The 20,503-nt window shown below is 48.5% G+C and carries 24 protein-coding genes; 9 read left to right on the forward strand and 15 right to left on the reverse strand.

Annotated elements, in window-relative coordinates:
- Positions 1-199: 199 nt before the first annotated feature.
- The gene (locus tag DBY68_RS21050; RefSeq protein WP_058679173.1) at positions 200-883 is read right to left on the reverse strand and encodes a hypothetical protein; all 684 of its coding nucleotides are present in this window, start codon (positions 881-883) and stop codon (positions 200-202) included.
- A gap of 479 nt (positions 884-1,362) precedes the next feature.
- Between DBY68_RS21050 and DBY68_RS21055 the strand changes: the two genes are divergently transcribed.
- Together DBY68_RS21055 and DBY68_RS21060 are read left to right on the forward strand one after the other, a co-directional pair.
- Complete coding sequence (locus DBY68_RS21055; protein ID WP_146745494.1) at positions 1,363-1,989, forward strand: hypothetical protein; 627 nt, start codon at positions 1,363-1,365, stop codon at positions 1,987-1,989.
- A 22-nt stretch (positions 1,990-2,011) separates the two neighbouring features.
- Positions 2,012-2,368 (forward strand): hypothetical protein, encoded by a 357-nt coding sequence (locus DBY68_RS21060; RefSeq protein ID WP_058679171.1) that lies wholly within the window; start codon positions 2,012-2,014, stop codon positions 2,366-2,368.
- Between the two features lie 187 nt (positions 2,369-2,555).
- Here DBY68_RS21060 and DBY68_RS23025 read toward each other — a convergent pair whose 3' ends face one another.
- Together DBY68_RS23025 and DBY68_RS21070 are read right to left on the reverse strand one after the other, a co-directional pair.
- Entirely contained in the window at positions 2,556-4,244 is a 1,689-nt protein-coding gene (locus DBY68_RS23025) for a hypothetical protein (protein WP_199538683.1), read from the reverse strand.
- Positions 4,241-5,293, reverse strand: a complete 1,053-nt coding sequence (locus DBY68_RS21070) for a nucleoid-associated protein (protein ID WP_058679169.1) — start codon at positions 5,291-5,293, stop codon at positions 4,241-4,243. Before DBY68_RS21070 ends, DBY68_RS23025 begins: the two co-directional genes overlap by 4 nt.
- Before the next feature lie 386 nt (positions 5,294-5,679).
- Between DBY68_RS21070 and DBY68_RS21075 the strand changes: the two genes are divergently transcribed.
- Entirely contained in the window at positions 5,680-6,300 is a 621-nt protein-coding gene (locus DBY68_RS21075) for a recombinase family protein (RefSeq protein WP_072202902.1), read from the forward strand.
- A 217-nt stretch (positions 6,301-6,517) separates the two neighbouring features.
- On the forward strand, positions 6,518-6,745 hold the full coding sequence (locus tag DBY68_RS21080; RefSeq protein ID WP_024183738.1) for a DUF2188 domain-containing protein: 228 nt from the start codon (positions 6,518-6,520) through the stop codon (positions 6,743-6,745).
- Positions 6,746-7,059: 314 nt separating this feature from the next.
- Here the strand turns inward: DBY68_RS21080 and DBY68_RS21085 are convergent, their stop codons facing one another.
- A complete protein-coding gene (locus tag DBY68_RS21085) occupies positions 7,060-8,487 on the reverse strand; it encodes a PLP-dependent aminotransferase family protein (RefSeq protein ID WP_108474902.1) in 1,428 nt (475 codons plus the stop codon).
- 88 nt (positions 8,488-8,575) lie between these two features.
- On the opposite strand from DBY68_RS21085, the gene DBY68_RS21090 reads away from it, so the two are divergent.
- Both DBY68_RS21090 and DBY68_RS21095 read left to right on the forward strand, forming a co-directional pair.
- Positions 8,576-9,178 carry a hypothetical protein gene (locus DBY68_RS21090; RefSeq protein ID WP_108474860.1) on the forward strand — a complete coding sequence of 201 codons (603 nt, stop codon included), beginning with the start codon at positions 8,576-8,578 and terminating at the stop codon, positions 9,176-9,178.
- Positions 9,179-9,284: 106 nt separating this feature from the next.
- Complete coding sequence (locus DBY68_RS21095; RefSeq protein ID WP_108474861.1) at positions 9,285-9,638, forward strand: DUF1428 family protein; 354 nt, start codon at positions 9,285-9,287, stop codon at positions 9,636-9,638.
- A gap of 39 nt (positions 9,639-9,677) precedes the next feature.
- Here the strand turns inward: DBY68_RS21095 and DBY68_RS21100 are convergent, their stop codons facing one another.
- The 6 genes from DBY68_RS21100 to DBY68_RS21125 form a co-directional block, all read right to left on the reverse strand.
- A complete protein-coding gene (locus tag DBY68_RS21100) occupies positions 9,678-10,223 on the reverse strand; it encodes a flavin reductase family protein (protein ID WP_108474862.1) in 546 nt (181 codons plus the stop codon).
- 40 nt (positions 10,224-10,263) lie between these two features.
- The gene (locus tag DBY68_RS21105; protein WP_108474863.1) at positions 10,264-11,823 is read right to left on the reverse strand and encodes an EAL domain-containing protein; all 1,560 of its coding nucleotides are present in this window, start codon (positions 11,821-11,823) and stop codon (positions 10,264-10,266) included.
- Between the two features lie 96 nt (positions 11,824-11,919).
- Positions 11,920-12,579 carry a methionine ABC transporter permease gene (locus tag DBY68_RS21110; RefSeq protein ID WP_167405929.1) on the reverse strand — a complete coding sequence of 220 codons (660 nt, stop codon included), beginning with the start codon at positions 12,577-12,579 and terminating at the stop codon, positions 11,920-11,922.
- Positions 12,576-13,367 carry a methionine ABC transporter ATP-binding protein gene (locus DBY68_RS21115; RefSeq protein ID WP_108474865.1) on the reverse strand — a complete coding sequence of 264 codons (792 nt, stop codon included), beginning with the start codon at positions 13,365-13,367 and terminating at the stop codon, positions 12,576-12,578. The genes DBY68_RS21110 and DBY68_RS21115 overlap by 4 nt, the downstream gene beginning before the upstream one ends.
- Entirely contained in the window at positions 13,364-14,170 is an 807-nt protein-coding gene (locus DBY68_RS21120; protein ID WP_108474866.1) for a MetQ/NlpA family ABC transporter substrate-binding protein, read from the reverse strand. The genes DBY68_RS21115 and DBY68_RS21120 overlap by 4 nt, the downstream gene beginning before the upstream one ends.
- A 24-nt stretch (positions 14,171-14,194) precedes the next feature.
- Positions 14,195-15,226, reverse strand: a complete 1,032-nt coding sequence (locus tag DBY68_RS21125; protein ID WP_108474867.1) for an isopenicillin N synthase family oxygenase — start codon at positions 15,224-15,226, stop codon at positions 14,195-14,197.
- Positions 15,227-15,503: 277 nt separating this feature from the next.
- On the opposite strand from DBY68_RS21125, the gene DBY68_RS21130 reads away from it, so the two are divergent.
- Both DBY68_RS21130 and ykgO read left to right on the forward strand, forming a co-directional pair.
- A complete protein-coding gene (locus tag DBY68_RS21130) occupies positions 15,504-15,764 on the forward strand; it encodes a type B 50S ribosomal protein L31 (RefSeq protein ID WP_015965539.1) in 261 nt (86 codons plus the stop codon).
- Positions 15,764-15,904 carry a type B 50S ribosomal protein L36 gene (gene ykgO, locus DBY68_RS21135; protein WP_005125190.1) on the forward strand — a complete coding sequence of 47 codons (141 nt, stop codon included), beginning with the start codon at positions 15,764-15,766 and terminating at the stop codon, positions 15,902-15,904. The genes DBY68_RS21130 and ykgO overlap by 1 nt, the downstream gene beginning before the upstream one ends.
- Here ykgO and DBY68_RS21140 read toward each other — a convergent pair.
- On the reverse strand, positions 15,901-16,614 hold the full coding sequence (locus DBY68_RS21140; protein WP_108474868.1) for a GNAT family protein: 714 nt from the start codon (positions 16,612-16,614) through the stop codon (positions 15,901-15,903). The genes ykgO and DBY68_RS21140 overlap by 4 nt on opposite strands.
- A 101-nt stretch (positions 16,615-16,715) precedes the next feature.
- On the opposite strand from DBY68_RS21140, the gene DBY68_RS21145 reads away from it, so the two are divergent.
- Positions 16,716-18,173 (forward strand): PLP-dependent aminotransferase family protein, encoded by a 1,458-nt coding sequence (locus tag DBY68_RS21145; RefSeq protein WP_108474869.1) that lies wholly within the window; start codon positions 16,716-16,718, stop codon positions 18,171-18,173.
- Here the strand turns inward: DBY68_RS21145 and DBY68_RS21150 are convergent.
- The 4 genes from DBY68_RS21150 to tomB all read right to left on the reverse strand — a co-directional run bounded on the left by DBY68_RS21150 (position 18,142) and on the right by tomB (position 20,054).
- Positions 18,142-18,612 (reverse strand): YlaC family protein, encoded by a 471-nt coding sequence (locus tag DBY68_RS21150; RefSeq protein ID WP_108474870.1) that lies wholly within the window; start codon positions 18,610-18,612, stop codon positions 18,142-18,144. The genes DBY68_RS21145 and DBY68_RS21150 overlap by 32 nt on opposite strands.
- Before the next feature lie 98 nt (positions 18,613-18,710).
- Positions 18,711-19,265: a maltose O-acetyltransferase gene (gene maa / locus DBY68_RS21155; protein WP_108474871.1), complete on the reverse strand. Its 555-nt coding sequence runs from the start codon at positions 19,263-19,265 to the stop codon at positions 18,711-18,713.
- A gap of 169 nt (positions 19,266-19,434) precedes the next feature.
- Positions 19,435-19,653: an HHA domain-containing protein gene (locus DBY68_RS21160; RefSeq protein ID WP_015965534.1), complete on the reverse strand. Its 219-nt coding sequence runs from the start codon at positions 19,651-19,653 to the stop codon at positions 19,435-19,437.
- 26 nt (positions 19,654-19,679) lie between these two features.
- On the reverse strand, positions 19,680-20,054 hold the full coding sequence (gene tomB / locus DBY68_RS21165; protein ID WP_015965533.1) for an Hha toxicity modulator TomB: 375 nt from the start codon (positions 20,052-20,054) through the stop codon (positions 19,680-19,682).
- Positions 20,055-20,503: the final 449 nt, after the last annotated feature.

Raw genomic sequence — 20,503 nt, forward strand, 5'->3', positions numbered from 1 at the left:
CCTAACTCGCTCTGCTCGTTAGTCTCTATAAAAACCAAATATTAGATCGTAACTTTGCGTTTTTCTCGCCAGTACTCGAAAGAACGCCAAAGCCCTTACTCGCTCTCGCTCAGACAGATAACAGTACTGACAAATGAAGTACTCAAAGTATTTTTAGGTCGGATTATCAATTTACAAGGGGCATCAAATGCCCCCATGTTTATGATTTTATGTAATTAGGATTTCTGAATCTAAAGAATCGTGGTGATTCTTTATCATTGTTCGATATGTCTGCAACAGTTTTATCGCAGTAATATAAGGTCGTTCCAGTGCTATATATGATAAGGATAATATAAGAGACATTTAATACCATGCTTTGATTCCATATCTGGTGCATGGAAAGTATAAAGCAAGCGTACCATATAGCTATAATTAGCTTGCTTAGAAATATATTAATCTTAGTGACTGATGGGCGTTTGGTTCTATGGTTTTCGAAGAAGAAAAGTTTATAAAGGTTTCCTGTGACATAATATTCAATTTTATCAATTATAAACTCCCAGTTTTCTTGCCAATACTTACTACCGATATTCACATAACAAAAACATAAAGCAAAAACAGAACCAATGATCGCAAGTGCAGGGGCTAAGAAAGTATAGTTTTTATGGGTGAACAAATAACCAAATGCAGCTGTTATTACAGTGAAGAATGCGAAGAAGTATGTAGCACGCTTCCAATAGAGATCTATTTCAAACTTTCTTATGTCGTGGGCTTTATCAAGTGCAAGGGTGATTTTTTTATGATCAATTGAATCTTGGATGATTGGACCTTCACAATCAATAAATTCTGCGAAAAAGTCCTTATCTTCTGGTCTTATTTCAATAACTTCTTTATTATTCTCGTCCATAATCAAATCGCTTTAGGATAAAACGGAAGTATACAAAGAATTTATTCGTTCTGTATACTACGAGAAAGTACTCCCCCTTGCTAATGGGTAGGTTTGTTGGGTGTGAGGGGTAATACTCAAAACGGCAGTTATTCTTGTCCACAAAACCAACCATCTTCCCTCGCCAGATAAGCTAACCCTTCCAGTACTGACCAGAGCGAAGCGACTTCGATCCGATTTATCCCCCTCCATGATGGTGTTCCCGACAAAACGCACAAGAAGCCCCCCTGAAAGCGATTTTAGCCAAAGGCTGAATCCCAAGCCATATGCGATAAAGAGACCTTAGCGGTTTTCTGAGGGCGTTTAAACGGCAGACCCAAACCATACTTCTGGTGTTTCCGAAGTACTGACCAACGTCTGATCGTTTTTACCTATTGATTTTCCTTCAATTAATAGATGTCGATAGATTTAAACGATCAAAAATTAAAAATTGATCGTTTTTGGCGATCAATGTATTGCGAAGTGATACTATCATTGCCTTTGATACACAACGTTTGAGGGATTTTATGGCCGGGCTTGTCGTTTTCATCATTTGTGTGATCCTTGCAGTACTTACTTTCAGGAAAGTTTCAAACTATTCCAGAAATAAAGGTCGGGGAAAGTTCCGTACTTTGATTACGTCGTTAGGCATGAGTTTTATTGTCTTTGTCGTTTCGGTAGGTATCGGTTCCGGGGTTGTTTCACAAGATAAAAGTACTGATGCAAAGGCTTCAACGTCTACCAGTACTGAAAAGGCCAAAACCAATGTTTATAAATGCGATAAGTTCGATGCAATAATACAAACTCGACAGGGAACAAAAAGCGATTCAGGTTACTATTCAGATAAAGGAATTTTAATTTATTATACTATATCCGATAATGAATTAATCAGCCGAATGCCAATTCCCGGCGATAAAGATAGTGTATATACTGCTAAATTCAACAAGATTGCAGCAGATGGTTCAAGGAAGTACGGAAATTCGTCAAGTAATTATTTTGTATCTGTACTTAATGATAATAATATAAAAGTAATTGATGTTGAATTTAACCATAATGCAACCATTACACAAATTTGTTCTAAACAATGATTATATTCAAGGGGAAGAACAGATGAAAAGAGCATTATCAGTACTGTTGTCGATAGTTCCATTAACCACAATTGCGGCTACTATTCCTGACGGTAAAACTGAAAAGCCGTTCGTAATTGATGGGGAAGTTATTTGTTTGAAAGAAATTCAGAAGCAAATCACCCCTTATCTCAAATCTTTTGAAGAAGAAAGCGGGGTTAAGTACAAGTACAATGTTAAATCTGGTTTATCGTACAAAGATACTGTAGGGCTGCGGTTACAGATCAATCGTGTGGATTCGGGATTGGATATGCGTGTTGCGGATCTTGATTACTACTGGTTACAGGAACGCGGCAGCCTGTGTCAACCAACATACATGATAGTTGACCGTTCTCAATGAACACGAGCTAGATAAGGTCGCGGAAGCGGCCTTCGTCGAGGACAATTGAAACGCCGATAACATTACTGGCCTTAAACAAAGAAAATTATAAAATTATAGTTTTCTTGCTTTTAGTGCTAAAAGTAAAGGAATCGTTTACGCAAATAAAAATAAAGGCTATTTTTTTCTACACGAATTAAAATATCACTTAATTTGTATTTAGATCTTGATTTTGCAATTTCTGCTTTGTATTTTGTGGCTGTGGCTGTGGCTGTGGCTGTGGCTGTGGCTGTGGCTGTGGCTGTGGCTGTGGCTGTGGCTGTGGCTGTGGCTGTGGCTGTGGCTGTGCTTTTACCTCTTCTTCTAATTTATTACTCGGTGACATATTATTATCTAAGCAAAACAACCCCAATACCACTATTGCAATAACAGCATTAAAACTATTCCAAATAATTGAAAATCTTTTCCGTCGGGACTCTATGTATGCAGTGTCATCTGCTTTTAATTTTTCTGTATTAATTATGTTATTTAAATCGTCTTCATTAAGAAGATCTTTATATCTGTTTTTGATTGTGTCATAACGGCTGAGTAATCTATCTTTTTCTTCCAATACTTCTTTATTTGTAAAATACCAATAGACAACAGAGAATAAAATAAACACCAGAGTTACAACTAGAGTTTCTAAGGTTACAGTTCCTCTATAACTATTAGATGTGATTATCTTAATGAGAAATACCGAAATAAAGAATGTTATAATACTCCAAAAACTAGTTTTGAAGGTGGAAAACATGTTTTTAGTAATGTCAGATGCTTTGTCTGATTGCCCAACGAGAAACTCAGAGATTTTATTTTTTATTTCAATGTATTGCTTTACATTATCCTTAAGGTATATGTCATAGCCCGATTCTATGGACTTTAATGTGCCATGATTTATCGATGTCATACTCTTATCCACCATATGAATGGATATTATATTTCGAGCAAGACCAATTTTATCTATGAAGTTGCCGCTATTATAGACCCACTTGTAAATATCGAAAAGCTCACTTGTACTGTTATTGCTCATGTCTTTTATTGCAATAACTTCACTGATTAGTCTATAACCTTTGAATTTATAATCAATATATAAATCATTACTATCATTCTCAACTGAAATTTCAGATGTATCAGCGAGATAAACAATGAGAAAAGTTGTTAATAGAGAATCAAATGTGTTTTTTATATCAGAATGACAAGACCCTGAAGGGGACAGGAAAAAATCATCGGGAATGAATTTATATTGTGAATCATTTATAAAATGGCAGCTTTTATTTCTTTTTGAGATGATGGAATCCCGGGCTATGCTGAGAGTATTAGAACCAACCAAATCTTTTTGGCTAACAAATTTGATTGTTTCACTACCAAAGGAGTTAATGTCGTCCCAGACATTAAAAAGCAACTCCTTATGTAGATCAAAGCAGTTAAGATATGTCAGAATACTGGATACATTCGCCCCAAAGACATTTTTGATGAAATTATCAAAGTTAAATATATGTATTTTATTGTCTTTATCTAAGGCGATTTTTTTATCAATAGAAATGCAAATAATAATGGTATCATCAGTTTCTGAAAATTGAATAGCATTGTCAATTTTATCTTTAACTTGTTGAAGATCACTACAATATTCTGGGGAAATAAGAAGGGTGAATGAATCACAAGTCTGAAACTTAAAGTCAATTTCAATATCTAGATTGTTAGCTATGACTTCATTTGTTAATTCTTCCACCCGTTGAGAATAATCTTGATGGATAGTAGTGTCTAAAATACGATATTCAGCCTTAAATAAATGAAAGTTGTCGCAAGAAGAAACTTCTTGCGATGGCATGAATAAATCGGCTATTTTAGATACTATATTCATACGTTATCTTCTTTTCCTGCACTAAATTCTTCGTAACCAGTATCTGAGTAGATTTTCAGATATTTACCTAACGCATCTGATTCGGGAACAATTTTTTTACGGAAATCAGCAACTTCCCCGTTGATTCTTAATTCAATGTTGTCCGACAAAGCTATTGTTTTCTTTATTCTAGCACGAATTACATTTGGTTCTAATTGAAATTGCCTATCAAATTTCGAGTTTTTATGATCTGGTAATGCTTTAAATTTCTCGATTATTTGGTCGAAACGTTCATCAATAGCAGGGCTTTCTGGCTTATGTGAACGTACTTTCTCTACTAATTCATCGTATGCAAATTGCTCATTGTTTCTAAAGTAAGCAATAATGTCATTACGCATATACCAATAATCCACGGAAGAGTGCTTTTCTACTTCCCTTTTAAGAAAGTTTTCAATTGAACCAAACGCATTTTTTGTATTAAGTTCCGAACTTTGAAGTTCTATAGTACTAAGGAAGTTTTTCCACCAATATTCACTAATTGAAGCTCCACTATCCGATATAAGAATCTCTTCAACATCATATGTGTTGCTGAAGCTAACTAAACATGATTTTTGGAGCCTTTGACGATTAAGAGGAAGTCCTTTTTTGATTTTTGACTCTATCTCATCAAAAAAATCGCTATGTTCAATTTTAAGTATTACGAAATTGAAATTATTGTCACGAGAAAGTAATAAAATTAATAAGGCTCCTTTTTTAATTTTTTTCTTCATAGCCTTAATTTTATCTTGAGCATCTATTTCCACGGACAAAAGTTTTTCAGCAATTCCAAGTGTTCTCTTGTCCCACTCGTTTTGATCATTAACAAGCACGTTAAGATGAGCAGGGACAAATTCTTCTATTGCTCTGAATTTAAAGGATTTGCTGCGAGTATTTTCCAGTAACTCATCTAACAATTGGCCGCAATACTTCTGAAAATCGCCCTCACCGTGTTCAAGGTCTACCCTACTTGCTTCTGCCTGTTCTACGGATATGTTAAACATTGCGTGTGATATAACTTTAAGTTCACTCATTGCTGATAAGTCCTTATAAGAAATCAAATCACAGCACTGGTTATTCATACAGTATATTCCGAATGAATCTATCTACCAGCACCTTTACAAAAAATTAGAAGAGGTTGTCACTAACATAAACACTGCCGACTGCGATACATCTAATTAAACATGAAAAATTCTCTATAAGCCAGACAGTTAGCTCGATTTGTCTATGCGTAAATGGATATTATTTCATTGGAAATAGTAACTTATTGTTATTGATGTGCAGTATTCCTAGTACATCATATGTATACCTCAAGCAGACCTGCACAGATCTTCATTCAAAGTGGTTCATTAAATGAATTTTACAACCTAAAACAGACTGTGTATAATGAACCATATAAAACAGACTGAGGGTGAGTATCATGCGTGTATGGGCATATCTAAGAGCATCGACGAAAGAGCAAGATGCAGATAGGGCTTTGAAAGAGTTGGAGGCATTTGCTCATTCACATGATCTGAAAATATCAAAGTACTTTAAGGAAAATGAATCAGGTGCAAGCCTACAGCGGCCTCAATTATTTTTACTCTTAGATATCGCGGAACGTGGCGATATTCTGCTCTGTGAGCAAATAGATCGTATAAGCCGACTTACCGCAGAGGACTGGAAAACCTTACGAGGACTCATCGAATCTAAAGGGATCAGGGTTGTATCGTTAGATTTGCCTACGAGCCATCAGCTTTTACATGTTCAGGATGAGTTCACCGCTCGTATGTTTGAAGCAATGAATTCTATGATGCTCGATATGCTGGCGGCAATCAGTCGCAAGGACTACGAAGATCGCCGCAGACGACAAAAGCAGGGTATTGAAAAGGCCAAGAGAGAGAAAAAATATCGTGGTCGCCCAGTTGATGAGAGCCTGCATCATAAAGTACAAGAATTACTGTCTGACGGTAAAAGCTGGAGCAAAATTCAGGCTTTGATCGGTTGTTCAAGGGCTACTATCGCAAAGGTGGCTAAAAACTCATCTCTTACAGCAGAATAGTGGGTAACAAAGGGCAGAGTAGGCCAGCACTGCCAGATTGTTAACGAATATAGCGGTATAGGGTTAAGGAAGGGTACTTACAGTTTCGTAGTGAAAGAATCCTTTCGATATCTATCCACGTTTTGTGATTAAAATCAATTTAAACACAATATGTAGTATTGAGTGGTTGGTTTTGTCGCTATATGCTGATGTTTCCATGGAAATAGAGGGTTCGATAATGGGTAAAGATCAGCATGTTGTTCCTCATGATGGAGGTTGGGCCGTTAAGGGGGCAGGAAACAGTAAAGCGACCTCCGTTCACTCAACAAAGCAATCTGCGGTGGACGCTGCAAGAGGGATTGCTACAAACCAAAAAAGTGAGCTTGTGATCCATAACAAGGATGGCAGGATCGCAAAAAAAGATTCGCATGGTAACGATCCTTGTCCACCAAAGGATAAGAAGTAATTGAATAAGGGGCTTGTCGCCCCTTTTTTATGTACATCGGGTAGGCACTTCCGACACTATAAATTTCGAAAAGTGCATATCATGTCCCCAACCATGACGGCACGTTACCTTGCAAGATTTTGTGCTGGACGGTACTATCGAGAGTGGTACAGTACTGTTGTAGTACTACCACTATAATCAATTGATTAACCAGCACAATTTAGTACTAACGGCACCTGGCAGGGCCCCCACCCAATTCAGCTCTCCGCAATAACGTTCTCCTCTCTCAACAATACCACGACATCTTTCATCGCCTCTGAGTCGCGGCAAAGCCGTTAAATGATTTTGCGTAAGCGATGCGTATTTTGCTGCCCGGCAAGCGTCTGCCACATCGGCTGTAATGATTCGAAGGCATTACGCAATGTTTCATCCGGCAGCGTAAAAGGCAGACGCAGGTTGCGTTCAAACGCGCCCGCCAGCCCGAAGCGCGTGCCTGTGCCCAGATGAATTCCCACGCCTTCCGCCTGGGCGGCAAACTGCGTCGCCAGCATTTCGGGCAGCTCAACCCAGAAAGAGAGTCCGCCTTCAGGCTGGGTAAAGCGCCACTCCGGAAAATAGTTTTGCATGAGTGCGGCGCACATGTCGCGACGTTGCGCCAGCATCGCTCTTCTGGCAGGCATTAATTGGTCACTGTTTTCCAGTAACCACAGCGCCGCTAATTGTTCCAGCAGGGGGGAGCCGAGATCGAGCGTATCGCGCGCCTGAATCAGCGACGCGAGCGTGCGTGTTGAGGCCCGAACCCACCCTAAACGTAAACCACCCCAGAAACTTTTCCCGGCAGAGCCGATGGTAATCACCGGGGCATCGGCATTGAAAGCGGCCAGCGGCGGGGGAGGCGGGGCGTTGTACCATAAATCGACCATCGTTTCGTCTACCACCAGCGTGGTGCGCGTGCGAGCGCTAAGGTCGGCAACAATCTGCCGTGTGGCGTGGTCCATACAGCGACCGGTGGGATTATGAAAATCAGGCATCAGCCATGCCAGACGCGGCGCGGTCTGCGCGATGATGGCCGCCAGCCCGTCGGTATCCCAGCCCTGCGTGGGCAATGATAAACCCACGGGGCGGCAGGATGCGCCCTGAATCGCGGCAATCGCTAACGGATAAGTAGGATTCTCAACCACCACGCGATCGCCCGGCCCGGTCATTGCACGTAACACCAGCGCCAGCCCGCTGAGCGCGCCGTTCACCAGCATAATCTCGTCCGCTTTTGTCGGCAGGCCGCGTGCGCAGTAACGATGCGCAATGGCTTCCCGCAGTACCCTTAATCCATGCTGGTCGTAGCCCGTGTGGTGCAGATAGCCTGGCAGCATGGTTAATGCATGGCTGTAGGCCTGATGAATTTCAGCGCCCGCACTCAGCGCGGCGGTAGAAAGATCCAGCGCCTCAGGTGCCGACATGCGGGTCGGAATCTCTCGGCGGCCTTCCGGTAACATTACCCACGAGCCGCTACCGTGGCGACTTTGTAGATACCCTTCATCCCGCAGCTGCGCCAGTGCGCTGGCGATAGTGGTACGACTGACGCCTAACACCGTGGCAAATTCACGTTCGCCGGGCAAACGGCTCTCCAGCGGTAATCGCCCATCAAGGATCAGCAAACGCAGCGCCTGAGCCAGCTGCCGCCAGAGCGGAGTGCGTGAGTTTGTCTCCTGCCAGTGGCCCAGCAGGCGTACCAAAGAGTGTGATGCCGAGCGTCGTGGTGTCATATGCAGTCCACTTTTTATAAACTGGTCATTAATCATAAGTCCATTTTCACCGATGATGAAGTCCTGAACGCTTATTTTGAGGTGCATCATGCTCCGTCGACTTATCCAGCTTTATATCGGTTTGGCTCTTTACGGTGTCTCCACGGCGATGTTTGTTCGTGCGGATCTGGGGGCGGATCCATGGAACGTATTTCATCTCGGCGTCGCCAGCCTGCTGTCGATGAATATTGGTCTGGTGATTATCGCCACCGGCGTCCTGGTGCTGCTGTTCTGGATCCCCCTGCGCCAGCGTCCGGGGTTGGGTACGGTCAGTAACGTGATTGTGCTGGGGCTGACCGCCGATGCGACGCTGGCTATTCTGCCGCCGCTGGAATCTCTGGTGGCGCGTAGCGCGCTGCTGGCTGCGGCAATTGTGGTGAATGCGCTGGCAACGGGGATGTATATCGGCGCGGGCTTCGGCGCGGGGCCGCGCGATGGCCTGATGACCGGGCTGCACGCGCGTACCGGCTGGTCGGTACGGATGATTCGCACCACGATTGAACTGTCAGTGCTGGTGATTGGCGTGCTGCTGGGCGGAACGTTTGGCGTGGGCACCGTGCTGTATGCCCTGGCGATCGGCCCCTTAATTCAGCTCTGCCTGCCGTGGTTTCGTCAACCCACCGGCACGCGTAGTGCGGCCGTCATTTCCTGAGCGCAGAGTTGCGGGTGCGCTACGCGTTTAGCGGGTAGCAGAACTAAACTTATCAACAGACGCGGCCAGGTTTTCTGGCTGTGCTGTCACTTCGGAGGTTTATCTGATGAAGTATGTTGATGGTTTCGTTGTGGCTGTTCCCGCGGAAAATAAGGAGGCGTACCGCGAGATGGCCGCAAAAGCAGCGCCGCTGTTTAAAGAGTTCGGCGCAACCCGCATTGTCGAATGCTGGGCGGATGATGTGCCTAACGGCAATCTGACCGATTTTCGCATGGCGGTGCAGGCAGAAGAGCACGAAGAGGTGGTCTTCAGCTGGATTGAATACCCTTCTAAAGATGCTCGCGATGCGGCAAATGAGAAAATGATGAACGACCCGCGCATGAAGGCGCTGGGGGAGTCGATGCCGTTTGACGGACGCCGCATGATCTACGGTGGTTTCCTGCCCATCGTCGACGAGTAGCCAGGCTGGCTGTGCGGCGTGCCGCCAGCCAGACGCATGTCAGGAGACTTTGGTAAACAAGCGGTGGCGGTCAATCACCTCACCGTCACCGCGAAAAATCCCGCCGCCCGTATAATGCAGCGTTTGCGGCCATTCAGGCTCGGGCTTCACGCGTGCGGCGACCACTTCAAAAATAAAGAAATTGTAGCGCTCGACCAGCGCGTCATCATACAAACGACACTCAAAGCTGGCGTGACATTCTGCAATACCCGGCGCAGCAACCAGCTCGCTTTTTTCTGCCGTAAGATCAAAATGGGCGAACTTATCGGTGCTGTCGCCGCGACAATTGCCGATGCCGGAGACGATATCCACCATGCTGGCATCGGGCAGATTAATCACACATTCGCCGCTCTGGTGGATTAAGGCATAGCTGACGTTGCCGGCGGAAATCATCAACCCCACCAGCGAGGGAGAAAACTCAAGTATGGTGTGCCAGCCCAACGTCATAATGTTGTTTTTGCCCTGCCAGTGGCTGCTGACCAGCACCACCGGGCCGGGCTCCAGCCAGTGACGCACATCTTCCAGAGGCCAGTGTTGCTTGTTCATTGCGCTCTCCTTCTCGTTGGCTTTACCGTAAGCATAGCCCTTAGTGCGAGCGCAAATTCTCCTCGGCCCAGATAATAAAATCAGTTTTTGGCAGCGCTTTGCTGTACAGCCAGCCCTGACCGTAATGCACGCCGTGCTGATATAACCACTCCTGCTGGCAGGCATTTTCGATCCCTTCGGCCACCACATCCAGTTTCAGGCTTTTCGCCATTTCGATGATATGCGGCGTCACCTGCTGGTATTCCAGCGCATCCACAAACGATTTATCGATTTTCAGGGTATCGACTTCCAGATCCTGCAGATAACGCAAACTGGAATACCCGGTGCCAAAATCATCGATGTAAATCGCATGCCCCGCTTTGCGATAACTTGCGATGGCAGGCAGCGTGGTGGTTGGGTCGGCAAAACCACGCTCGGTCAATTCCAGGGCGATTTGCGAGGGCAATACCTTGCTGTGATTAAGCTGCTCTTTTAATAACGCAGGAAGCGTGGCAGAACGAAGATCCTCAACTGAAAGATTGATGGAGATGTGGAGATCCGGATGAACATGAAGCCATTTCCCCAGGTCGTGGAATACGTTTTTTACCACCGTTTCTGTGAGTCGGGTGATAAGCCCGGTTTGCTCAGCGAGCGGAATAAAAATTTCCGGGGACAAATAGCTGCCATCGGCTTGCTGCCAGCGTGCCAGCGCTTCAGCGCCAACAATTCGCCCGCTTTTTAGCGAAACAATCGGCTGATAGTGAACGGTGATGGCCGATTCATTTAAGGCGTCGAGCATACGGTGGTGGGGGGACTGCAGGCGCCGTAACAGACGCATAATAAACCAGGCGGCTAACAAACTGATTAAGATGCCAATCGGTAACCAGATAAGCAATTGATGATGCCAGCTGGCGACTTTAGGTTGTACCGGCGACCAGGTGACCACCGCCAGATCAAGCTCGGGATAATGTCGAACGGTGTAGATAGTGTGATTGACCGTCAGGGTTTCCAGCCCCTCTTTTTGCATGCGTTTGAACACCGCAATATCAATCGGCTGGCTGCTTGCCAGCACGCGGTCTCTCACCGTGCCCAGAAGCGCAGACTGAATATTGCTGAGCTCAGAGGGAATCACGTCGATAAAGGAAAGCGGGTCGATAATCACCATATGCTGCTTGCTGGCGACAGCAATCATATGATGGTCAAGGCCAAGATCGTTCTTCGCGGTAAACCAGGTTCGGTAGCCATCGGGTGTCACGCGATCGGGTTCCGGATAGGTGATGGGGGCGCTTTGCACCTCCAGCGAGGAGCAAATCGGCGTTGAGCCCTCAAGATAAAGCACTTCCTGAACATAGCGCCAGGAGTAGGAGAGGCGGCGCATTTCAAGCAGTTGCTGCGGGCTACAGCCCGGATTTTTGGAGGCGTCAATCTGGACAAGCGCGGCTTTCGCTTGATCCAGCACCTGCAGCGTGCGCGCCATCACGCGCGAAGCGTAGAGTTCCTGTTCATCCCTGAACTGGGCGTCCGCTTCTTGATGAGCCAGCCAGATGCTCAGTAAAATCGGCAAAAAAATTGCCAAAATGAGCACGCCCGTCACCAGACCCACCAGATGTCGTGTTGTCACAGCGTTGTCCTTAATGTGGCAAAGTACGACAAGTATATCCCATTAAAATAATAAGCTTATTAAACAATAGGGTTATTCTGAGATTGACTGCGCAAATTATCGCCGATGCGCCAGCGCGCGCACCAGGCGATCGCCGGTCATCTGCACGCCCTGCACCATAATGACCAGCGTCACGACCGTCGCGACCATGATTTGATCGTTAAAACGCTGATAACCGTAACGAATGGCTAAATCGCCCAAGCCGCCGCCGCCAATCACGCCCGCCATCGATGAAAAACCAATGAGCATCACCACTGTTAAGGTGATCCCCGCCAGCAGGGCCGGCAGCGCTTCCGGTAGCAGCGCTTTGCTGATCACGTGCCAGGTGTTGCCGCCCATTGAGAGCACTGCCTCAATTCGCCCGGAATCCACTTCATCGAGCGCATTTTCAGTGAGCCGCGCGAAGAAAGGAAAGGCGCCAATGGTAATGGGAACAATGGCCGCCGTGCTGCCGAGCGTTGTGCCGATCAATAACCGGGTGAACGGGATCAGTGCAATCAGTAGCACAATGAACGGTAGCGAACGTCCGGTGTTGACCAGGGCACCCAGCAGCGCATTTAAACGCGGCATTGGTACCAGCCCGTGGCGGCGGGAAATAAACAGCAGCACGCCCAATGGCAGGCCGATAAGTACTGTCAACAGTGCCGCCAGCCCCACCATATACAGCGTCTCCAGCGTGCCGTTCAGGAGAATAGGCCAAAGATCGTCCCAGCTCATGCGACCACGCATAAAGGCCTCCCGTTGATACCGTGACGCGCCAGAAAGCGACGTTCTTCATCGGCATCGCCTAACAGCATTTCACGCAGGCGCGACCAGGGGGAGACCAGCAGGTCGGCAATTTTTCCGCTCTCCTGCAATTCACCGTTTTCCAGCAATGCGGCGTGGTCGCAGAGGTTTTTCACCACTTCCAGTTGATGGGTGATGAGGACAATCGTCAGCCCAAGCTGACGATTGATGGTGTCGAGCAGCGTTAACACCGAGGCGGTGGTGTCGGCGTCCAGCGCGCTGGTGGCTTCGTCGCATAGCAGCACGTCCGGTTTCGCCGCCAGGGCGCGGGCAATACCGACGCGTTGCTTCTGGCCGCCAGAAAGCTGGGAGGGAAACGCCTGCGCTTTATCTGCCAGTCCGACTAAAAACAGCAGTTCTTCAATTCGCTGCTGACGTTCCGTTTTCGCCACGCCCGCGATTTCCAGCGGAACCGCGATGTTGTCCGCCACCGTACGCGCATGGAGCAGATTAAAGTGTTGAAAAATCATGCCCGTGCGCAGGCGGTGCGCCCGAAGTTGGGTTTTATTGAACAGAGTGATGTCGTCATCGTTGAACAGAATGCGGCCCGCCGTGGGCCGTTCCAGTAAATTCAGACAACGAATCAGCGTGCTTTTCCCCGCACCACTCCGCCCGAGAATACCGTAAATTGCCCCTTTCGGGACGTGAAGCGAGACGTTGTTGAGCGCCGGTCGGCCTGTTCCGGCGTACTGTTTACTCAGCCCGTCGAGCGTGATCATGACTGGGGCGCACTGACCGGGATCACCGAACCGTTGTAGTGCTGGCGGATAAATTCCGCAACCTGAGGTGAGGTCAGATCTTTCGCCAGTTCTTTGATGCGCGGATCGTTGGCGAGCTGCGGGTTCGTCACCAGAATATTGGCATACGGATTGTGGGCCGCGCTTTCCAGCCCCAGCGCATCTTTTGCGGGCGTTAATCCGGCTTCGAGCGCGTAGTTGCCGTTAATCACAGCCAGATCTACATCGTCCAGCGACCGCGGGATCTGCGGCGATTCGATCTCCAGGATCTTCACATTATGGGGATTTTCGACAATATCGTTCGGCGTCGCGAGCGTACTCGCCGGATCGTTGAATTTGCCGTCGAGTTTAATCAGCCCTTTGCTTTGCAGCAGGAACAGCGCGCGGCTTAAATTTGTGGTGTTATTCGGCACGGCGATGGTCGCGCCTTCGGGCAGTGATTTCAGATCTTTATGCTTGTGAGAATAAATGCCAAGCGGTTCTATGTGCACCGTTGCCGCCACGGCGAAGGTTTTTCCTAATGCTTTTTCCTGGTCCTTCAGATAAGGCACGTGCTGGAAGTAGTTTGCATCCACATCACCATTTGCCAGCAGTTCGTTAGCGTTGACTCCGCTGGTAAGTTCCACCACCTGCAGGTCGAGTGACGGATCCTGTTTTTTTATAAAGTTGAGAATTTCCGCGTGCGGAACCGGGTCTGCGGCGATGCGCAGCGGTGCCGCGTAAGCGCTCCAGGCCAGAGAAAGAGAGAGCGCGATACCTGCCAGTTTGAATGCAGCATTTTTCATGGTGTGATTCCTTTATTATTGTTTTCAGGCGATAAGTTGTTCGCTGCGAGCGCGAAGCACATCGGAATAGTGACGTTCCGCGACGTCCGGATGCGAACGCAGGCGACCTTTTAAGTAATTCCAGCCCACGTCGCGCAGAAGCGGATTGTGCGGGTCGCTTTGCGGCCCGTGCGCTTCTCGCGCCAGTGCTTCCGGCAAATCGTAGACGGGGACGACCGCATCCAGTTGGGCTCCGAGGAAGAAGGCGATCGACAGGCGTTCCTGATGGGCGGGGGGCGAAACCACGCGGTGCACGGTCGCGCGCAGATACCCATTGGTCGCCAGTTCAAGTAATTCGCCGATGTTGACGACAAAACTGCCCGGCAGCGGGGCGGCATCGATCCACTCACCTTCACGTATCTCGACCTGTAACCCTTTTTGTTGATCCTGCAACAGGAAACTGAGGAAGCCGGAATCTTTGTGCGCCCCTACGCCCTGGGTGCTGCTTTGTGTTTCCTGCTGGCCCGGATAGCGAATCAGCTTGATATGTTCGTTAGGTTTGTCGCCATACAACGTATCAAAGGCATGGGCAGGCAGTTGCAGCGCTTGCGCGAATGCGCGCAGCAGCGTCATTGCCATCTCCGTCATCGCACGTTGCCACGCCAGAAGTACCGGCTTCAGCGTCGGCAGCGCCTGAGGCCACAGATTGGGCCCCTGTAAGCGCAGCCAGCGCGGATCGTCTTCCTTCAGATGTAGCGCCTGACGCTCCGCGCCAATATCAAACTGCTCGCGCCAGTCGGGTTGGCCGCGTGTCAGTTCGGCTGCGCTGCGGTTGTAACCGCGAAAATGCGGGGAGTGCACCATCGCCACCTGCTGTTTTTGCGCGTCGGGTAGGGCAAAGAAACGTCGGGCCTGATGCTGGAGCTGCTGCGAAAGGGTTTCATCAACGCCGTGATGTGTCAGGTAAAAGAACCCTACGTCGCGTGCGGCATGACGCAGTTGTTCAAGAAAAGCATCGCGTTCAGCGGCAGAGTGATAGTGCGCCAGATTGAGAACGGGCAGTGTCGTCAGGCTCATTGTTATCTCCGGAGTGCTGGGGGAAAAGGGCATTTTTATGAGTGAAGGGATAACAACAACAACGCATGATGATCGCTCCTGATGAGATGAGATAGCGCCAGCGTGCCTGATTCGCTGACGCGTCACCAATAACGATATTTTCTATTTTATGCCGCTGCGGGGTGCTGAGCTTTTGCGAAAAAGTGATAAGGGAATAGCCATGGAAAGCGCAGGGTTGATCGCGACGCATTAATGCCTTAGCATATTGTTATGTTATAACATATGTGTTGAGGGCGTTATGAAAACCAATATCCATCCGCATTATCGTACCGTGGTCTTCCACGACACCAGCGCCAACGAGTATTTTAAAGTCGGTTCGACTATCAAGACCGATCGCGAAATTGAGCTTGAAGGAGAGACCTATCCCTATGTCACTCTGGAGGTTTCTGCGAAGTCGCATCCGTTCTATACCGGAAAACAAAAGTCGTTTTCCAGCGAAGGCAGCGCCGCGAAATTCCGTCAGCGCTTCGGTCGTTTTCTTGATGTGAGAGGCCAGTAATGCAGGTTCTGAATTCATTACGCAGTGCAAAACAACGCCACCCGGACTGCCAGATTGTGAAGCGCAAAGGGCGGCTATATGTCATTTGCAAAACCAATCCGCGTTTTAAAGCGGTGCAGGGTCGTAAAAAAAGACGTTAATCTTTTCCATTATTGCGCCACTGTTCCAGGGTTTTTCGCTGCTTGCCGTCGGCATCGAAGTTGTCGGCGGCAAGCCAGTGACGAAACGCCGTATCAAGCGCAGGCCATTCGCTATCCAGAATCGAAAACCAGTCCGTATCGCGGTTATGCCCCTTAATCACCAGCGCCTGACGAAAGCGCCCCTCAAACTGAAAGCCTAAACGCAATGCAGCATTGCGCGACGGTTCATTCAGGCTATTGCATTTCCATTCGTAGCGACGGTACCCGAGCGTATCAAATGCGTAGCGCATCAGTAGCCACTGGGCTTCCGTCGACATCGGGGTGCGGCTAAGTAGCGGCGAAAAGTGCACGTGCCCAACCTCCACCACGCCATTATTGGCATCAATGCGCATCAGCGACAGTGAGCCCACCGGCTTATCGGTATTTTTATCAATCACCGCAAAATGGATGGGATCGCTGAGGTTTTCCACGCTGGCAACCCACTGGCGAAAATCGTCTACACTGCTGTCCGGCTCACGCAGGAGCCACGTCCAGCTGCGCGTATCAGCGGCAAGCTGGTGGGCGGCGAACAGCGTGTCAGCGTGATGAACGGCCAGGGGCTCCAGACGACACCAGGCGCCGTCAAGCACCACTCGTTCCGGATGAGGACGCGGTTGCCAGTCGGGTAACGCATCGCCAATGGGTTGATTAAACTGATTAAGCTGACTCATAACCTCTCCTTGCTGTAAGTGGACGAGTTGAGAGTAGAGACTTACTGGTTCCATAAAAAGTGCCAGATGTGTATCTTCTTATGGTGCCACGAGGAGCCCTGATGAATATTCCAGATGATCCCTTTTTTACTTTCCTGCAACGCGCGCTGGCTATGCGCGGCCCGCAGACGCTGCAGCGCGGCCTTTACAACGCGCTAAGAGACGCCATTTTGCAGGGGCAACTACAGGCAAACTGCCGTCTTCCCGGTTCGCGCATCATGGCGCAGCGCCTGGCGATTTCCCGTAATACGGTCAACAGCGCGCTGGAGCAGCTGGCGCTGGAAGGCTATTTGCTGCGCGACAGGCAGGGCACGCGCGTGACGTCACTCCCCAAAACGCAGGCGACAGCTTCATCGCCTGCGTTACCCGCCTCCGTGGCCGGGCGGTTTCGCCAGCTCCCGCCCGCGACGCCGCGTGAGTCGCCACCGATGCTCTTTACGCCGGGAACGCCCGCCATTAACTATTTTCCCTTACCGCTGTGGCGGCGGTTGCTCGATCGTACCTTACGGGAGGAGGGAAGTTTGCTGCTGGGCTACGGTGATTCTGCCGGAGAAGCGTCGCTTCGCGAGGCGATTGCCCGTCACCTCGCGCTTTCACGGGGGATCCACTGCGATGCCAGCCAGGTGATTATCACCGAAGGTGCGCTGGAGGGGGTGAATTTTTGTACCCAGTTGTTGAGCGAGCCGGGGCAACTGGCCTGGGTGGAAGAGCCGGGTTACTTTGGCGCAAAAAGCGCCTTTCTGGCGGCGGGGTTACAGCTTGAGGGAATTCCTGTCGACGATGAAGGTATGCAGTTTGCGCAGGCCGCGTCGACGCCACGTCTTATTTTCACCTCTCCGTCGCATCAATATCCCACGGGGAGCGTGCTGAGTGCGGCGCGGCGTCTGGCGCTGCTGGAGTTTGCGCATCGCGCCGGTGCGTGGATCATTGAGGACGATTACGACAGTGAGTTTCGCTACAGCGGTGAGCCTATCCCGGCGATGCGCGGAATGGTAAGCGATGCGCCGGTCGTTTATTTGGGCACCTTCAGTAAAACGCTGTTTCCGTCGCTGCGGTTAGGTTTTATGGTGCTACCGCCTGCGCTGGTTGCCGCCGCACAACCGGCCATTCGCGCCTTGCTGCGCGGTGGGCATCGCGCCGAGCAACGCACGCTGGCGACGTTTATTGAGGAGGGACATTATGCGCGGCATCTGGCGGCGATGCGACGGCTTTATCGTAAACGGCAATCACAGCTACGCGAGGCACTGGCACAGGCGTTGCTGGTTCCGCATCAGGTATTGGCCGGGGAGGGAGGGCTGCACCTGACGGTGCTTATCGACGGGATTGATGATGTGGCGGTGGTAAAACTTGCCCGCCAGCAGCAGATGTCACCGGCGGCGCTCAGTCAGTTTTATCTGGATGTGCAGCATCAGCGTTCTGGACTGGTGCTGGGATATGGCAATACGTCCGCATCGCGCTTTATTCCAGCGATACGGACGCTACAGCGGATTATTGCGTCGTTTCCGCGCGGGTTAGAGTGAAAACATCGTAGAATGAGAGTTCACCTTTTCTGGCGACCATCTTTTCCAGCTGCGCGCGGGCCTGCGCGCTGACGCGCGGCGAATTCTTAATGGCTTGAATTAACTCGTCCGGCACGAAGCGCGTGTTGTACCACTCGCCGTTATAGCAGACGCGGAAATCCAGCACGTCGATATCTTCGTAGTGATAACGCGGATACACGTCAAAGAAGAAAAACGCATTCAGCAGGGCAAACAGTACCCACAGCAGCCAGACGGAATCTTCCAGTGTTTCAGAGCGCATCATGACAATCAGCGTGGCGAAAAAGGCCGCGTACATCGCCAGGAACAGACCCGGGTGGTTGCGGATAAAACTGATGCTAAAGCGCGGCCTGTTGTCGCGCTTTTCACGAACATTCAGCTCATCGATGGTTTGCGTAAGTAATCGCTGGATTTCTGTCATAATAGGGCTCTGCAACTCAGGGCGGATTCCCCTATTCTATGTTGCATTAACCGATGCAAAAAGTAACAGATTGGTTGCGAAAAAGCATAACAGTCGCATTAGCTCAGCATTTTAAGAATGCGGGCCGGATTGCCGCCCACGACCGCGTTATCAGGGACATCCTTCACCACGACCGCCCCGGATGCGACGACAACGTTATTCCCGAGGGTTACGCCTGGGTTTATCACCGCGCGTCCGCCGATCCAGACATTATTTCCGATAACCACCGGTTTACCATATTCATAGCCGCTGTTGCGCTCGGTCGCATCCAGAGGATGGGTCGCCGTATAAATATGGACTCCTGGCGCGAGCATACAATTATCACCGATGGTAATAGGGCAAACGTCCAGCATTACGCAATCAAAATTGGCGTAGAAATTGGCGCCCAGCGTAATGTTATAGCCGTAGTCGCAGCGGAAATTGGGCTCAATATACGCATCGTGACTTTTATCGAAGAGTTCAGCCAGCAACTGATGGCGTAATGCTTTTTCGTCGGGCGACGAATGGTTGTAGCGGTGCAATAACTGTTTAGCGCGCAGGCTATCGGCTCTGAGCGTTGCATCAGCCGGGCGATAGAGTTCGCCGGCGATCATTTTACGTTTCTCTTCACTCATTGTGACACTCCTCGTCAGTTAAGAGTGTTCACCATAAGAGGCGCAGATATAATTGGGAACGTTCCCTGTTTATCAATGTGAAGTTAATCACAAACTTACCAGGGTAAGCGGAACGTTACGATCGTGAGTTAACTTGACTGACGCCTGTAGCGATTGCAGAAAATAGTGATTAGCGAATAAATTTCCAGACAGTGGACGGGATCTTGTCGTACAGCTTATTCATCGTCAATTCTGCCAGACGATGATCGGCTGCTGAGTAAAATACCGCCAGTTCATTGTCAGAAAGTTCATATTTATTTTTTTCAATAACGCGTTCCAGCGTATCAATTGACTGGCAACGGCGCAGTCGCATCAAATAATCCGTTTTAGTTAATGGTTTCTCAGACATAATTCACCCACGTGATTGTAATTATCTTAACAAGAGAGACTAACAGGGTTAGCCCGGCTGGCATTGACGAAACAGCGGAAGAGTTTGTTCCCTGACTTGCGCCATTTTTGCAAGTCTTCACTATTTATGCCGTAGTTACTGAACAACATGAAAGTATCATCCAGATATTCGTCAATTTGTGCAATCAATTTATTATCTTCGTTGTACTTAATTTTATAATTAAGCGCAAAGGTTGCGATATGCTCGATCAGCTCATTAAGTTGAAGGTTGATAGCCGAGGTGGGATCGTTAACCCAACCGTGGTTACTCTCTTCAAGATTGGCGAGGCAGTCGTGATAGAGCGTTTCGCAGAGGAATCTGAGTTGCGCGATATCATGCCTTTTTGGCGAGTATTCGTCCATAACACATCCCCTTATTCGTGAGTAAACGACGAGAACAATCAGTGTGTGGGATGGGGTAACTACTGGCTAACCTGGCGCAGACGCACAGTCCTTATGCACTAACTATAATCTACTCTGAAAGAGATTTCACCGAGCTATTACGAAAAATTACAATTAAGTCTCTTTTTCTTTATTCCCCGATTATGAAATGCGGCTTAGATTAAGATTTTTCAATGTATTGCCAGAAAACAAAATTTGATTCATTAGAATTCATTCACTTACCCTTTATCCACACAATTCATACGGCGTGCAATTGCCTGGATTTTCAGCAGGTGTAAGACCATTCGCAACGAAGATACAGAGAAAACATCTTTCACTTCGGAGTTTTCCTAAACTTTTAAACGTTGGGATCTTCACGGCGATGAATCATCACTATTAAAGATAACACGCTTTTTTAATTATAAAATTTT

This window comes from Pseudocitrobacter sp. RIT415 (assembly GCF_003057695.2).
Classification (GTDB): Bacteria; Pseudomonadota; Gammaproteobacteria; order Enterobacterales; family Enterobacteriaceae; genus Pseudocitrobacter; species Pseudocitrobacter faecalis.

What these genes read in the sequence shown, in the direction of transcription:
- DBY68_RS21075 (WP_072202902.1), top strand. Translation starts at nt 5,680, where the DNA reads ATGCGTGTATGGGCATATCTAAGAGCATCGACGAAAGAGCAAGATGCA.
- DBY68_RS21060 (WP_058679171.1), top strand. Translation starts at nt 2,012, where the DNA reads ATGAAAAGAGCATTATCAGTACTGTTGTCGATAGTTCCATTAACCACA.
- DBY68_RS21070 (WP_058679169.1), bottom strand. Translation starts at nt 5,293, where the DNA reads ATGAGTGAACTTAAAGTTATATCACACGCAATGTTTAACATATCCGTA.
- DBY68_RS21140 (WP_108474868.1), bottom strand. Translation starts at nt 16,614, where the DNA reads ATGAGTCAGCTTAATCAGTTTAATCAACCCATTGGCGATGCGTTACCC.
- DBY68_RS21120 (WP_108474866.1), bottom strand. Translation starts at nt 14,170, where the DNA reads ATGAAAAATGCTGCATTCAAACTGGCAGGTATCGCGCTCTCTCTTTCT.
- tomB (WP_015965533.1), bottom strand. Translation starts at nt 20,054, where the DNA reads ATGGACGAATACTCGCCAAAAAGGCATGATATCGCGCAACTCAGATTC.
- DBY68_RS21125 (WP_108474867.1), bottom strand. Translation starts at nt 15,226, where the DNA reads ATGAGCCTGACGACACTGCCCGTTCTCAATCTGGCGCACTATCACTCT.
- DBY68_RS21080 (WP_024183738.1), top strand. Translation starts at nt 6,518, where the DNA reads ATGGGTAAAGATCAGCATGTTGTTCCTCATGATGGAGGTTGGGCCGTT.
- DBY68_RS21100 (WP_108474862.1), bottom strand. Translation starts at nt 10,223, where the DNA reads ATGAACAAGCAACACTGGCCTCTGGAAGATGTGCGTCACTGGCTGGAG.
- DBY68_RS21085 (WP_108474902.1), bottom strand. Translation starts at nt 8,487, where the DNA reads ATGACACCACGACGCTCGGCATCACACTCTTTGGTACGCCTGCTGGGC.
- DBY68_RS21115 (WP_108474865.1), bottom strand. Translation starts at nt 13,367, where the DNA reads ATGATCACGCTCGACGGGCTGAGTAAACAGTACGCCGGAACAGGCCGA.
- ykgO (WP_005125190.1), top strand. Translation starts at nt 15,764, where the DNA reads ATGCAGGTTCTGAATTCATTACGCAGTGCAAAACAACGCCACCCGGAC.
- DBY68_RS21110 (WP_167405929.1), bottom strand. Translation starts at nt 12,579, where the DNA reads ATGAGCTGGGACGATCTTTGGCCTATTCTCCTGAACGGCACGCTGGAG.
- DBY68_RS21150 (WP_108474870.1), bottom strand. Translation starts at nt 18,612, where the DNA reads ATGACAGAAATCCAGCGATTACTTACGCAAACCATCGATGAGCTGAAT.
- maa (WP_108474871.1), bottom strand. Translation starts at nt 19,265, where the DNA reads ATGAGTGAAGAGAAACGTAAAATGATCGCCGGCGAACTCTATCGCCCG.
- DBY68_RS23025 (WP_199538683.1), bottom strand. Translation starts at nt 4,244, where the DNA reads ATGAATATAGTATCTAAAATAGCCGATTTATTCATGCCATCGCAAGAA.
- DBY68_RS21050 (WP_058679173.1), bottom strand. Translation starts at nt 883, where the DNA reads ATGGACGAGAATAATAAAGAAGTTATTGAAATAAGACCAGAAGATAAG.
- DBY68_RS21160 (WP_015965534.1), bottom strand. Translation starts at nt 19,653, where the DNA reads ATGTCTGAGAAACCATTAACTAAAACGGATTATTTGATGCGACTGCGC.
- DBY68_RS21130 (WP_015965539.1), top strand. Translation starts at nt 15,504, where the DNA reads ATGAAAACCAATATCCATCCGCATTATCGTACCGTGGTCTTCCACGAC.
- DBY68_RS21095 (WP_108474861.1), top strand. Translation starts at nt 9,285, where the DNA reads ATGAAGTATGTTGATGGTTTCGTTGTGGCTGTTCCCGCGGAAAATAAG.
- DBY68_RS21145 (WP_108474869.1), top strand. Translation starts at nt 16,716, where the DNA reads ATGAATATTCCAGATGATCCCTTTTTTACTTTCCTGCAACGCGCGCTG.
- DBY68_RS21090 (WP_108474860.1), top strand. Translation starts at nt 8,576, where the DNA reads ATGCTCCGTCGACTTATCCAGCTTTATATCGGTTTGGCTCTTTACGGT.